Origin of the sequence: Butyrivibrio sp. XBB1001 (genome assembly GCF_000424505.1) — a bacterium.
GTDB lineage: Bacteria > Bacillota > Clostridia > Lachnospirales > Lachnospiraceae > Butyrivibrio.
Genome location: NZ_AUKA01000003.1, coordinates 17,164 through 31,130, shown reverse-complemented (window position 1 = coordinate 31,130; position 13,967 = coordinate 17,164). Strand labels below are relative to the sequence as shown.

The 13,967-nt window shown below is 41.7% G+C and carries 10 protein-coding genes; all 10 read right to left on the bottom strand.

Annotation, left to right across the window (positions count from 1 at the left end; genetic code table 11):
• Window positions 1-36: 36 nt before the first annotated feature.
• A complete protein-coding gene (locus tag G631_RS0105180; protein WP_026488559.1) occupies window positions 37-1,407 on the bottom strand; it encodes an MFS transporter in 1,371 nt (456 codons plus the stop codon).
• A gap of 200 nt (window positions 1,408-1,607) precedes the next feature.
• Complete coding sequence (locus G631_RS0105175) at window positions 1,608-3,350, bottom strand: SGNH/GDSL hydrolase family protein (protein ID WP_026488558.1); 1,743 nt, start codon at window positions 3,348-3,350, stop codon at window positions 1,608-1,610.
• A gap of 112 nt (window positions 3,351-3,462) precedes the next feature.
• Window positions 3,463-4,953 carry an ABC transporter substrate-binding protein gene (locus tag G631_RS0105170; RefSeq protein WP_026488557.1) on the bottom strand — a complete coding sequence of 497 codons (1,491 nt, stop codon included), beginning with the start codon at window positions 4,951-4,953 and terminating at the stop codon, window positions 3,463-3,465.
• 435 nt (window positions 4,954-5,388) lie between these two features.
• Window positions 5,389-6,399 (bottom strand): carbohydrate ABC transporter permease, encoded by a 1,011-nt coding sequence (locus tag G631_RS0105165; protein WP_026488556.1) that lies wholly within the window; start codon window positions 6,397-6,399, stop codon window positions 5,389-5,391.
• Entirely contained in the window at window positions 6,392-7,300 is a 909-nt protein-coding gene (locus G631_RS0105160; RefSeq protein ID WP_026488555.1) for a carbohydrate ABC transporter permease, read from the bottom strand. Before G631_RS0105160 ends, G631_RS0105165 begins: the two co-directional genes overlap by 8 nt.
• Window positions 7,301-7,314: 14 nt before the next feature.
• The gene (locus tag G631_RS0105155) at window positions 7,315-9,921 is read right to left on the bottom strand and encodes a DUF5696 domain-containing protein (RefSeq protein WP_026488554.1); all 2,607 of its coding nucleotides are present in this window, start codon (window positions 9,919-9,921) and stop codon (window positions 7,315-7,317) included.
• A gap of 19 nt (window positions 9,922-9,940) precedes the next feature.
• On the bottom strand, window positions 9,941-10,600 hold the full coding sequence (locus G631_RS0105150; RefSeq protein WP_026488553.1) for a YIP1 family protein: 660 nt from the start codon (window positions 10,598-10,600) through the stop codon (window positions 9,941-9,943).
• A 5-nt stretch (window positions 10,601-10,605) separates the two neighbouring features.
• On the bottom strand, window positions 10,606-12,129 hold the full coding sequence (locus tag G631_RS0105145; RefSeq protein WP_081671247.1) for a hypothetical protein: 1,524 nt from the start codon (window positions 12,127-12,129) through the stop codon (window positions 10,606-10,608).
• A gap of 19 nt (window positions 12,130-12,148) precedes the next feature.
• The gene (locus tag G631_RS0105140; RefSeq protein ID WP_026488551.1) at window positions 12,149-13,012 is read right to left on the bottom strand and encodes a carbohydrate ABC transporter permease; all 864 of its coding nucleotides are present in this window, start codon (window positions 13,010-13,012) and stop codon (window positions 12,149-12,151) included.
• A gap of 1 nt (window position 13,013) precedes the next feature.
• A complete protein-coding gene (locus G631_RS0105135) occupies window positions 13,014-13,952 on the bottom strand; it encodes a carbohydrate ABC transporter permease (RefSeq protein WP_026488550.1) in 939 nt (312 codons plus the stop codon).
• Window positions 13,953-13,967: the final 15 nt, after the last annotated feature.

The window sequence follows — 13,967 nt, the reverse complement described above, 5'->3', positions numbered from 1 at the left end:
CACTCCGATTCAAACAGAATTGGGCAATTAGAATTTTTAGCCTTTTCTAGATAATTCTGAAATTCTGAGGTCGCATTCCTGTCTAGTAATCTCGCCATTGTTGCATAGAGCCATAAGGCTCACACTATTATCTCTTAACTTATATCCAAGCACCAAGATAATGATGGCAAAAACAGGTCCGATTGCACTAATCCATGTTAGCACATTCCAGCAGCCATATGCACCTGTTTCATCAACGATTCCTGTAACAGCATCTGCGTTAATTGCCTTGAAACCAAACAGGGCTAAAAGAAGTAACGATATACTGCTCATAAGAGCCGCTGACAATTTGGTAACACAAGTCTGGATGGAAAATGTTATGCCCTCCTGTCTTACGCCCGTTACATACTGACCATATTCCACGCAATCTGGAGTAAACATATACACTAGAACGTTATATCCAACAAGTCCAACTCCTCGAAGTGCCATGGTAATACTAAGTGCAACAAAGCTGCCATATCCCATAAAAAACTGAATTACTGAGGAAAAAACAAATATCGCAAGACATGCAATATAGAGCCAGAATTTGTCTATCTTTTTGGAGAGCACAGGAATAAATGCAGCAACCACAATTGCCGGAATTATTGCCATAGCAAGAAGAAGTGTCCCTTTTTCCGTATCCCCCAAAACATACTGCGCAAATGTTGGAATAACCGTCTGCACTGTATTTGTGAGTCCAACCAGGAAAAAAGCTATGTAGAAAATAATAAGATATTTATTTTCAGAAAGCGCTCGAAGCATTTCTTTTGCTGTTGGAGATTTTGTTTGCACCTGAGATCTTTCTTTTCCAAATATGAGAATAGGAAGCATCATTGCCATTGAAACTATAGAAAGAGATATGGATAGCAGTTTCCACCCCATGCCTATATAGAGGCTTTCAATTGCCAAAGTCGCCACAACTGCACCGGATGTGCCTGTTACACGGCCAATTGAGAGTATGGAATTTCGTTCATCAACTTTATCAGTCATGGCTGTTGACAATGCAAAAATAGGTGTGTCGCACATAGTGTAGGCCACAGACCACAGGCAATATCCTATTATAACCCAGGCACACTTAGCAGAAATACTAAGTCCCTGAGGCATGCAAAAGATAAAAACTGTAGTAAGCGGGATAAGAAACCAGGATATTTTTAGCCAAGGCATGAATTTGCCGCCTCTCAAATGACACTTATCCACAATTCTTCCAAAGATAATATCATTGATAACATCCCATATCTGAGGTGCAATGATCACGGAAGCAGCAACCTTTTCACTTATCCCATGATTTAGTAAAAATAGACTGATGTAGCTAGCGATAATCATATAGAACATATTTTGACCAAAGAAATACAGATAGTAGCTTATTCTTTCTCTTTTCGATGTTTGCATGCTTTACTCCCCAACAGTCTATGTAAGATGCTGAAAATATCAATTCAGAAACCACTAAACTTTTTACTCGTTGTCACAATATCGTTTACTTAGATTATATCAGATTATTTGCATATAAAAATCCCCGAAAAGCCACCATTTGTGGCCTCCCGGGGAACTATAAATACTCTCTAATACTCTCTCAAATCCTTAATGTGAACTTATTCCACTACCCCAAATCCGAGGATAGTAAACTTCTTGTCTTCGTGGCCTTTAGCCATGCAAATCTCAACAACGTGGCTTGTAGATTCCTTCTCGTTAAAGAGGATAACTGCGTTGCAGTGAGTCCAGCCAACCTTGAGTGGATCGGCGTCCATAATCTTCTGGCCATCAACATAGACTTCTGCTGTGCCATAGGCTGTGCTTCCCGAATCCTTAAAGAGGAGGAGGAGCTTACTACAGGTGAGCTTTAATCTGAAGGGGTCATTTTCTGTACTAGCATGTGCCCAGTTGTATGGGAACTCAGCTACAGGCTCGATCTTCTTGTCCATTTCAACCATCTGAAGCTCTTTATCTTCGCTGTTAAAGGAGCCTTCACTCATAAGAGTAATGTGGTATTTTCTGGATAGTCTCTTAAGCTCGTGTTTATCAACAAGTTCAACCTTCTCAAAATCGGCGCCGATGACAGGTGTGATCTTATCAAGTTCCTTCTCATCAAGGCTAAAGCTCTCGCTTACAGCTTTTCCATTTACTTCATCAACAAGATTGATGAGGCAGTCGCTCATGACTTGGTGTCCAAGGTTACTAGGATGGAACTGGTCATAGAAGAACTGGTTCTTGGATATTACTCTTCCATCGTTTGGAAGAAGTGTAAACTGAGGTGTAACTGCATCCATGATGCTGACCATAGGAAGGTCATAGCGAACTCCTACTGGTCCTAGTCTGTCCTGAAGATTCCAGTCAAAAGAAAAGACTGCAAACAAAAGAACTACCGCTGGCTTCCATGGAAGTGCAAGGGCCTTTCTTACAAGGCTCTCATAGCATACGCCCTTTGTTTCATCTCCTTCATCATTTACAGCAAATTCTATTACAATAAGGTCTGGCTGCTTGGCGCCCTGGCGGAGAATATCTCTTTCAAACCTGCACATACCAAGCTCAGAAGGTGTTCCGCCTACACCAGCCTTAATAAAATCAACTTTTCCGCCATTTGTGTATTTCTTTTCAAAGGTCTCTGCAAAAAGCCTTGGATAACACTTTTCATGGATGGGAATAGCACCTGCTCCCTGTGTTATTGAGCCTCCTATAAAGGCAAGACATACGTCCTCTCCCTTTCCAGCCTTCTGAAGAACTTTTTCAAGTCTTGCTGTGTTACCCGTCTGCATAAGGCTTCGGTTTATCATTTCCTTATAACCCTTGGATGCAAAATCAACCATTGTATCAATAGGCTGGATTGGAGCTACAAATCCATTATTCAAATAAAATCTAACATCTACAGATGCCTGAATTCCGGGCTCCGGGAATTCAAATCTGATCTGACCAGGCTCCTTGTCGGAAGCCTTCCAGTCAACATCTGACATCTTGATGATTCTTTCCATTCCATCAGTTTCAAAGTCCAGAGTAATCTGTGTGGATGTTGGATCTGTCTGTGTTTCTCCATACATCTGAAAGACAAATCTTACCTTTTCATCTGGCACTCTGCTGGATACACTAACTCCGATCGAGTGTACCATTTTCCTAAAGCCCTCTGTGGTCTTAAGGAGTTCTAACATGTAGTCATCTGTGATATTTCCTGAAAGTCTGGCTGCATTTATGAGTCTTCCATCACTCTCATAAATAAACTGTATTCCTCTTCCATCTGGCTGAGGTGCACCGTATATATCTTTTCCCTGCATGATAAAGAAAAATGGTTTTTTCTTGATAGGATCCTTAGGTGCCTTGGGTCCTCTAACTTCTTCCGTTCCCATTACGAATACCTTCCCGTAAAAGCTTTCTTCAAATTATCTGTGAAAATAGGTAAAAAAAGGTAAAAAAATGGAGCGGCGCCGAAACGCCGCCCCAAAAACATATCAGTTTTAATTATTTGTTAGCTTCGTCAACATAAGCCTTCCATGTATCACGGATAGCTTCAACCTGCTCTGATACAACAGCGCCAGGTCCGATGTTCCATACGAAGTCTGAACCAAGGTTAAGGTTAGGAACCATTCCGTGGAATGCAACTGTACCCTTCTCAGTCATCATTGTGATTGTCTCATCAACTGCTCTCTCATCGAACTTACCGTTTCTAGCTGTTGAGATGTATCCGTTGTAATCAACGTACTCAGCATCAGGAGCGTTTGTCCAGAGGTTCCAAGCAAATGCAAGCTTCCAAGCCTTCTCAGCATCGTAGCAAGCTGGGATAGCAACTGGGTTGTTTGACCAAACGTTGATGTAGTCATCCATCTTAGGTCCCTTAGGGAACATTACGAAACCAATTTCATCCTGCATATCCTCAAGGAAGTTACCAGGGCATCCTGCATACTCATCCTCTACAAGGAATGCTGCCTGACCGTTAATGAACTGCTCTTTGTAGTAATCCCACTCAGCGCCCTCTGGGTTAGCAACTTCTGCATCATACTTATCAAAGATGCTTACTGTCCACTCAAGAGCTTCAAGTGTCTCAGGAGACTCAAGGTTATAAACGAACTTGCCGTTTGCATCCTTATCGATGTAAGAACCGCCGTTTGAGAATACAGCTTCTGTTGTCATAACACCTTCGTTAAGTGTAAGACCATAGATATCTACTGTACCATCGTTATCCTTATCCTGCTGAACCTTTGAAAGAAGTTCTTCGAACTTATCCCATGTCCATGTTCCATCTGCCTGCATATCATAGATTGAATCAGGATCGATACCAGCTTCTGTAAGGATTCTCTTGTTGAAGTATACACCAGTTCTTGCCTCTGAATATCCAGCGAACATAGCATAGATTGAATCTCCCTTAGCATACTGCTCATGGAGAAGGTTTCTCTGGAACTTGTCCTGTGAGAAATCAAGGCAATCAAGTGTTGAAAGGTCATACATAAGGCCGTTAGCCATAGCAGATGTGATAGCTGGATCATCACGAAGTGTGAAGATGTAGTTCTCATCGCCACCTGTTGTAGCATAGTCTACGAAGTCTGTAGGTGTTGAACCCCAGTCTGACATAGCCTGTGACTTCATTGTGAAGTTGTATGTCTCCTGAAGCCAATCTCTGTAGTTCTTAAGAGATTCTTCATAGTCGTTCTGAGGCTCTGCCTCATCGCCTGACCACCAGTCACGGATAATGATTTCCATTCCGCCGAGGTCGATTGGGTTGCCGTCTGCATCTGTAATGATCTTATATGGATCATATTCGTCAGATGTAGTTTCCTCTGCTGCTGCAACTTCTGTAGAAGCTTCTGCAGTAGCTGTTTCTGTTGTTGTCTCAGCTGGCTGCTGAGAATCTGTTGATGCTGGAGCTTCTGTCTGAGGTCCGCATCCTGCCATGCTTGTGAGCATAGCTGCTGCTGCGATAGCAGCTGTTGCTTTTGTTGTTAGAGACTTTCTCATACTCTAATCCTCCTTGTTAATGTAATCCCCTTAGGATATGTTTAACGGAAAACATCTTAACTTTTATTATAGTTTTTTGCATGGTTTTCCGATAACCAACTATTGCTAAAAAAGAAACAAAATTCTCAAATATTGCTAAAGTTGTTAGACAACTTTAACGAGGTTTCTCACCGATAATATACGGTGGTAGTGGGTGTATAGGTGCTTCTCACTACTATGTTCGCGATATCACGCATGGCTCCAAAGTGCTTCTCACCACTTTGTTCGCGATATACGCATAGCTCCACGCTTCGCGTTCTCGCTATGCTACGTCCATTCGGAACTCGGAATACTCATTTCATTCGTATTCCTTTATTCCTCATGTCCGTTATGTCATTTCATAAACACAGCTTTTTGTGCGAGCACAAAGCTGTGTTTACTCATTCCAAATATCGCTCACATCTTAATTCCCGTTGCAGAAATACTCTCAACGAATGATCTCTGTGCGAAGAGGTAAAGAATGATCAAAGGTACGATGATCATGAGTGTACCTGTTGCCAGGATACAGTTTGAATATGCTATTGAAATTGTTGTCTTAACTCCGTTGATTCGCTGGATGTAAGCACCAAGGCTGTCTACGATTCTTGAAAGAGCTGTGCTGACAAGCTTGGTATTTCCAAGGAACATTCTGGAGTAAAATCCGTCTGTCCACTGCCATACAAATGCGAACAAAAAGCAAGATGTGATAATTGGCTTAGCCTGTGGAAGCATGATTCTGATGAAGGTCTTAAGTGTTCCGCAGCCGTCTACATATGCAGCCTCTTCAAGGTCTCCAGGGATGTTACGGAAGTACTGACGGATCATGTAAATGTAAAGACCGTTCTTAAGTCCCATACAGCCTGCGCTCATCAGATAGTAAGGAATCTTTGAACCACGAAGGTTGATGCCTTCTCCATTGATAAGCTTGAAGATTCCAAGGATATCAAAGTATCTGAAGTGAAGGTGCAGTGAGCTTGCGATTGTCTGTGGTGGGATAAGGATTACAAGGATAACCATTGCAAACCAGAATTTCTTTAAAGGGAACTCGAATCTGGCAAAACCATATCCAACTAGTGTACATACAGCAATCTGAAGGCCTGCTATTGTCAGGGAGATAAGAAGTGAATTCATAACTGCCTGCTTGTAGCTCATAAGCTCTGCTGCGAGTCTGTAGTTACCTGTTGTAAAGTGCTCAGGAATTGAAATAACTATCGGGTTATAAAGGTCTTTTTCTGTCATAAAGCTGACAGAGATTTTGTTTAAGATAGGCTGGAGGATAAGGAAACACATACCAAACAAAAGTATGAATCTTACAATGCTTACTCCCCATTCCATTATTACCTTCTTAAGAAGGTATCCACCTGAGAGTCTATTTCTTTCCCAAAATGTTAACTTTTTATATCCTGTTTTTGATTCCATATTAGTCATAGTAATAAACCCTCTTAGATATGAAGAATGATGTAACTCCTACAAAAGCAAGTACTAACAGGAAGTATATCCACGACATTGCTGATGCATTTCCGTATTGCTGCTGGTCGATCATAACCTTCTGGATCTTTGTGATTACTTCGTTATCTGATCTCATACAGAAATCAACAACTGTGTAGATCCAGTTTACAAGGAACAGTGAGCTGATCATTGGGAAGGTGATCTTCCAAAGGCTCTCCCACTTTGTACATCCTTCGATATCAGCAGCTTCATACATACTTGATGAGATTGTCTGAAGTCCTGAGAGGAAGATGATGATCTGAATACCGGAAGCAAGTGCTACATCATAGATGTTATCAATTACTTCGAAGACCTGTTCATAAGCTCTTACACCGACGCCTGCAGTTCTGAGGATTGTCTCAAGAGCATCTGTTACGCTGATGCCGCTTGTTGTCTGCTCGATAGTGCTTGCAAGCTGGTCCATAAGCTGGTTGTTGGACTCAAGTCCAACGATAACACCAGATGAAAGGATAACCGGCAGGAAGAAGATTGCTCTTACAAGTGCTCTTCCCTTGAACTTCTGGTTAAGTATCAAAGCTACGAAGAAGCTGAATACTATGATTGCCAGGGAGTAAACCATCATTCTGGTAAGCTCCTCCCAGAGCAATCTGTTGTACTCTGGGTCTACCCTGAATGCAAATATGTAGTTTGTAATTCCATTAAGAGTCTTTGTAACCTGTCCTGCTGCAAGATCAACCTGGCAGAAACTCATGTAACATGACTCAAACAGTGGCTTGACCATAAAGACCAAAAAGCCGATTATGAACGGTGATATGAAAAGATATCCCGATAATGCCTTACGCTTTTGCAAGCCGGCTAATTTGTTTTTCTGCTTACTCATGATAAATGCCTCTCTTATCTTGTTACAACATAGTCTCTTGCTGGAACCTTGACTCCACCAACTGTGTACTCACTGTAACCATAGTTTACATAAACCTTAGTTCCATCTGCATATTCTGTGCAGGAAACGTCTGCATTTATGTTTTCATGTCCAACCATTTCCTGATTGAAGGTGTGACCAAGTTCGTTGTTGTATCTGGTGTAGATAGCTAAAATGTTGTCCTTCATTGCATCGTAGTATGCACCATAGTACTGGGTGTAAAGTGTCTTCTGTGTTGCAAAAGAGCTTTCTTTCATTACTTCGAAGCAAAGGCCTGCGCCGTACTCTGCTGAGTAAAGGACTTCGTTTTCCATGTTTCCACATGTATTTACAGGACTTCCTGTGTAATCTACTCTTCCGTGGATAGCCAGCTGGAAGAAAGGAATACACTCATCAAGTATTGTATACTCTGAACCTCTAAGATCCATTCTTGTAACCATCTTTGCAAAAGGAACTGCATAATCGTTACCCATGTTGATCATTACTGGGGTTCCGTTGTCGTTGTAATTCTTAAGCTGCTCAACCTGTTTGTTAAGAACTGCCTCACGAGAATTCATATTCTTTCTGTAGAAATCAGATGAAAGATCCATTCCAAGATCATCAAATGATGCTCCAGCGCCATACTTCTGTGCTGCCTTAACCAGGTTATCTGAATACTTACCAGCAAGATCTGTGTGAAGCAGGTAGTATCTGTTATCTGAGTTTTCTCTCTCTGAATAAGTTACGTTACTGTAAGCATAGAGCTCAGCTCTTTCTTTACTGATAAGCTTAGCTGCATCTCTGTAAGAGAAGAATCCATCAAGTAAGTTACTATCAAAAGCGTACTGTGTGATACCGTTGAGGTATACCTGATTTCCATTTGCCTCTGCAGCACTTACCATGTTTGTCAGATCTTTTTTGCTGCCAAGAGCATGTATTGTCTTGACCTTGCTAAGAACCCTCTGGTTGACACCGCCGTTGCACCAGCCAACCATCTTGATGTGCATGTTTGTTACTCCTGAGTTAGTAAGATCTGTAATGATCTCAGAAGCTTCATCATAGCTTGTAAGCTTTAAAGGTCTTGATACTGGAATACCAACAATCTGTTTTACCTTATCGATAGATCCGATAACTTCGATTGCTACTGGTGTGCTTGTATCATCTACAAGATCAAGGTAACCAGCATATTCTTTCTGGAGATACTCGCCATATTTCTTGGCCATATCTACATAGCTGCCTGAGTTAACAAATGAATATCTCTGAACCAGTGACTCATCAGGAAGATCTGTTATGTACTCGTAGATCTCACTGTTTGCGATATCACCAACATCGTACTGTTCTCTCTGGCAGATGCTGTACTTGGCATTTACGAAGTTGTAGCTGTGGTTCTTGCCAGCAACATCGGCCTGAATTGATGCATAAGCTCTGCCGTTTTCAAGGATACAGATGAAGGAATCATTTCCTTCTGAAACACCGTATACTCCGTAGTATGCTCTGGTGTTATGTACTACAGCGTCTCTTGAAAGGCACATATCCCAACCATATACGTTGGTGTAGTAACTACTCTGTGAAGTCTTACCGTTGTTAAAGTTTATCAGCGCTCCGCCGCCTTCTGGAACAACCATGAAGCCCTTATCATTAGGTCCGCCTGCTCCAAAATATGGAAGAGGAGTGATTGTGTAAATAGGTGTCTCAGGATCATAATCAAGGTCTGAGAAAGGAACTTCTACTACCAGGTCTTTTCCGTCAAGCTTGTAGATGATACTTGCGTTAAAGATAGGTGTGTCTGATGACTTGGATGAAAGATCAAGTTCTTTATCTGCTGTGTAGTCATCGTAGGTGTAACCTGCTGCTGCGAACTTATCCTGAAGTGTCTTTCTTACGTTTTCCTTGGCTCCTGAACGAAGAACATATATTACTTCTGTCTCAAGGATAGGATAATTTGCAAGAAGTTCATCTTTGTTATCCTTGGCTGTGAGCTTGTTGATGTCGTACTTTTTGTAGTACTGCTTGATGTAGTCGACATCTTTTTTCTCCATATTACCAGTAAACTGCTCAAATCTTGCCTTAGTAAGAACTGGTGGAATAGTGAACTCTTTTTCTACACTACCAAGTGAGTAATTAACTCTGATTTCGTTCTCTCCAGGAACAATCTCGTAAATTCCGTTTGTAGCACTGAATGCATATGAGTTATAAGTTGTCTCCAAGCCCTGTGTTATTGAGTAGGACATGATAAATGGAGACTGGAGGAAGTTCTTTTGATCATCAAGCGCTTTCTCATCCTCAGCTGCATCCTTGGGATTTGAATACCAAACCTTGCCGCTGTCCTTGACCTCAAGTGAAAACTCTGTGGTCTTGGGATCCATTGTAAGTTTGAGTTGTCCGTTATCTACTACTACCGGATCCTCGCCGCCGCCAAAAGCATAGGGAGGAATTGGCTCTTTTACCTCTGTGGGAGTCTTTGTGTTAGCCACATATACTATCGCCCCCACAATTACCAGAGCAATTATTATAGAAGGAATAAGTGGCTTAACTGCCTTCCATATTTTCTGAAGTACTGGATTTAGTTTTTTGTTTGTGTCTTTGTTCTTATCTTTTTTCAACTTCGTCACCCCTTCATTCCTACATTCGGAACATCAATTCTTTTGCCAGGGAAATGAAATATGCAACTCCCTGTGAAATCATGCTAAAGAAGATCATCAGAATAAAGATCATGACTAGCATTGCAAACAGTGTTGCCACTGTGAAAAGAATATTCTTTCCAGCGGAGTATTCGTGGATCTGCCCCATGGCTGCGATGACGAGAAGTGCTGCCCACACAAGGGATAATGCACTGACTACGCTGTAGAATTCCGCTTCCTCAACAGTTACGAAGTTACTAAAAATCATAAGTGGGAACTGGATAAGTGGATAAGGAGTAAGTGCGTAGCAGGTTGCCATGTATACCTGGCCCAGCTTACCTTTTCCATCAAACAGTGTTGTCAGTCCCCAGTTTCCTACTACCCAAAGGGCCAGTGGGAAAAGAATACTTGCAAGATACAGGAAGATGTTAATGCCTTCCCAGTAAACAGTTATGAAAATGAAGCTTGTGTAGCGGAGTTTTAAGATTCTTATAAGAAGTGTAAGGAAAAGAATCGTATTAGCCGCTGCCATCGTGCCTCTTTTTTCATGAGTCAGATCCCAGAAGCCATCCAGCGGATGTGTGATGCAATAGAGCGCATACTTCAGGGAGTCAATATATTTATCTTTTGGATTATCAATCGGTTTAGTGTTTGCTATCATATCTCTCACCCTTTTTTCTCTACTACAAATATATCTGCTGTATCTATCTCGTGGCGTATGCTCTTGACCTTGCCAATGCTGAGAGGAACAAGGAATAACAGAAGGATTACTGCTACTATCCAGCCTATATGCTCCTCAACCCAAATCTTTCTGTACTGCTTGTAAGCTTTGGAGTAGTTCTCAGCGTCATATTTAAGTTCGAAGTACTTCATGGCTTCTTCATAATTTTCCTGACGAAGAAGTGATCTTCCGATTCCGATATAAGCCAGATCGTAGTTACCGTTCTGGTTCAGAACTTCCTGCCATGCATCACCTGATGTCTCATAGTTACCTTTATCGAATTCCTCTACAGCCTGGTAAACAAGATTACCGAACTGTGTTGGAACAAGGACTGTGATTGAGCAGTCAAGACTATCAACTACATAGAGCTCATGACCGATGTGCTCGATGGCTGAAGGTCTTCTGAAGTAACCATCCATGTTTCCGTTACCACCAAAGGCAAATACCATCTTACCCTGGTCATCGTAACCAAAGAGTCGTCCTCTGTTACGGTCAAGACATACATATACGTCGTTGTCCATAACTGTGATATCAGTAAGGATTGATGGTCCTTCATAACCACCACCAGATCCAAGATAAAGGTCTCCACCTACAGACCAGTCGCCGTTTGAAACCAGGATGTCATTGCCCATGAGGTTAAGCTTTCTTACAGCGTTTTCATCTGCCTGTGCCTGTTCAAGAGTACGAGCCTTTGTTGCATATATGAAGCCTTCATAGTCCATGAAGATGTTCTCATACTCTGTAGGAACGAAGGATTCCATCTTGGCTCTCTGTTCCTGAGATGCCAGTTTCTTCCATATATAATCTGTCCAGTCAAAGGTTACTGGTGTAGCTCCTACAAATCCTGAGAAAGTACCATCATTCTCATACTTTATAAGACCTTTGTTGATACCAGTTGCTATGCAGTAAACACGCTCTGCTGTGTCAACCGCAAGCTTGGTTGGCTGAAATACAAGCTTGGGATCAAGTGTGTTGTCAGTTGGCTTAACAAATTCCATGATGAAGTTCAGGTCTTTATCAACCTTGACAACTCTTGCATTTCCATTGTCTGCTATGAAGATGTTTCCATCCTCAGAAACAGCTACATCTGTAGGGTTATTCAGCTCTTTTGGTCCGCTACCACCATTTATCTTGTCGATAATTCTCACAACCTCAAGCTGTTCTGGTGAAACCCTGTTAAGTTCTATGATTCTGTTGTTTCCACTGTCGCACAGGTAAAGTGTATTACCTTCTGCAAAAAGACCTTGTGGATTCTTGAGCTTTAGATCAAGTCCAAGTTCTGATGAGGTGAACACTTTGCAGGGATTATAGAAATCTGCACTGTTCACATAATCGCCCCAGTAATCGTAATTGTAGGTGTATCCACCCTCACTGGTACTTGTTGCTTTAACCTGAAGTGGCTGAAGAAATGCTGCAGTTATCGCAAGTATTGCCATTCCAGTTCTCATTAAGAAATTCTTCTTACGCATATCGCTTCAACCTTTCAAATTAGTCCTTAAGTCCTGAGCTTGCCATTGTTTCAAGGATCTGGCTCTCAGAGAATACAAAGATGATAATAGGAACTATCATTACTACTACAAGAACCGCAGCTCCCTGACCTGTTCTTGCGATACCACCTGCCTGAATCTGCTGAAGAGCAAATACAAGGGTTTTTCTTTCTTCTGAATAAATATATGTTGATGCTTTGTTATTCCACAGTCCCTGAACTGAGAAGATGATCAGTGTCATCCATGCCGGCTTAACGTTTGGCATTACGATTCCTGAGAATACTCTCCACTCATTGGCTCCGTCGATCTTGGCAGCCTCAATAAGTGATGTAGGAAGTCCTTCCATGAACTGCTTCATAAGGAAGAGTCCCATAGGAGAAGCAAAAGCAGGAATGATGATTGACCAGTATGTATCGATCCATCCCAGTTTGTTGAGGATCAGGTAGTTAGGAATTGCTGTAACCCAACCTGTGAACATCATGGCAACTGTTACAATCTTGAAAAAGACCTTGTTGCCAGGGAAATCGTACTTGGCAAGTACGAAAGCACCCATTGATGCGATTATAAGGTGTCCTGCTGTTCCGCAGAATGTGATAAATACTGTATTGAACAGGTATCTTGTAAATGTTACCCAGGATTTGCCCATTGTTACGAACAAATCTGAGAAGTTATCAAGTGTAGGATGCTGAGCAAAAATCTTTGGTGGGAATTTGAAAAGCTCATCCAAAGGCTTCAGTGCAGCATTTACTGCATATATAATTGGGAATGCCATTACAAATGCTACCAGCAGGAGGAAAATGTAAAGAGCTATATCTCCGGCTATTGATCTGTTTGGCTTTCTTTTCTTTAATATCTTTGCGCTCATATCAAGTACCAACTCTCCTTAATAGACTCTGGATTGCCTTGTTACAAAGTATCATCATAAGGAACAGGATTGTAGCTATTGCACAGGCATAACCCATTTCAAATCTGGAATAACCATAGTCAAACAAGTGTGTTACGATTGTTCGTGCTGCATAGTCTGTACTAGGATATCCGCAAAGTGCCATTGTTACATCTGCCACACCAAAGGATGATGTGATGGTCATAACAGCACCGAACATAAGCATTGGCTTCATGCTTGGAAGTGTTATGTACCAAAGTTCCTGCCATCTGTTCTTGATACCGTCCATGTAACCTGCTTCAAACTGTGATCTGTCAACACCCTGAAGACCAGCTACGAAGGAAAGGAATCCGGATCCCATACTCATCCACAAAATAACCAGCATACATATAGGAAGCATGTACTTTGGATCAATGAGCCAGAGCCTTGGTGTATCAATGATTCCCAGGTTCATCAAAAACGCGTTTACATATCCGTAAGCATCTCCTCTAAAGAACACTGAGAAGATAACATAGCAGTTACCCGCAATGGATGGGGCGTAGAACACGATGACGGCTATGCTTCTGATCCATCTGGGTAGCTCATTTATGAGCCAGGCAAAAAGGAAGGATAGAATATATCCAAGGGGGCCTGTGATCAGAGCTATCATCAACGTGTTCTTAACGCCTATCAGAAAAATATCGTCCTGAAGAATCAGTGAGATATAGTTCTGCAGTCCAATGAACCGAGGAGGTTCAAGTATGTTGTAATATGTGAAGCTGTAATAGATTGACGCTACTACAGGGAACACATAAAACATCGTAAAAAGTATTGCGTAGGGTGCCAGGAAGAGGTAGCACATCTTACGGAGCTTTGCCTTCTTCCAGGCTACTTTCATATTATGTTTTCGAAGTGTCAAATACTTCTGAAAATATTCCTTCATTTGCCCTTTTCTCCC

Coding starts and splice junctions, on each gene's coding strand:
- G631_RS0105180 (WP_026488559.1), bottom strand. CDS start 1,407: ATGCAAACATCGAAAAGAGAAAGAATAAGCTACTATCTGTATTTCTTT.
- G631_RS0105175 (WP_026488558.1), bottom strand. CDS start 3,350: ATGGGAACGGAAGAAGTTAGAGGACCCAAGGCACCTAAGGATCCTATC.
- G631_RS0105170 (WP_026488557.1), bottom strand. CDS start 4,953: ATGAGAAAGTCTCTAACAACAAAAGCAACAGCTGCTATCGCAGCAGCA.
- G631_RS0105165 (WP_026488556.1), bottom strand. CDS start 6,399: ATGACTAATATGGAATCAAAAACAGGATATAAAAAGTTAACATTTTGG.
- G631_RS0105160 (WP_026488555.1), bottom strand. CDS start 7,300: ATGAGTAAGCAGAAAAACAAATTAGCCGGCTTGCAAAAGCGTAAGGCA.
- G631_RS0105150 (WP_026488553.1), bottom strand. CDS start 10,600: ATGATAGCAAACACTAAACCGATTGATAATCCAAAAGATAAATATATT.
- G631_RS0105145 (WP_081671247.1), bottom strand. CDS start 12,129: ATGCGTAAGAAGAATTTCTTAATGAGAACTGGAATGGCAATACTTGCG.
- G631_RS0105140 (WP_026488551.1), bottom strand. CDS start 13,012: ATGAGCGCAAAGATATTAAAGAAAAGAAAGCCAAACAGATCAATAGCC.
- G631_RS0105135 (WP_026488550.1), bottom strand. CDS start 13,952: ATGAAGGAATATTTTCAGAAGTATTTGACACTTCGAAAACATAATATG.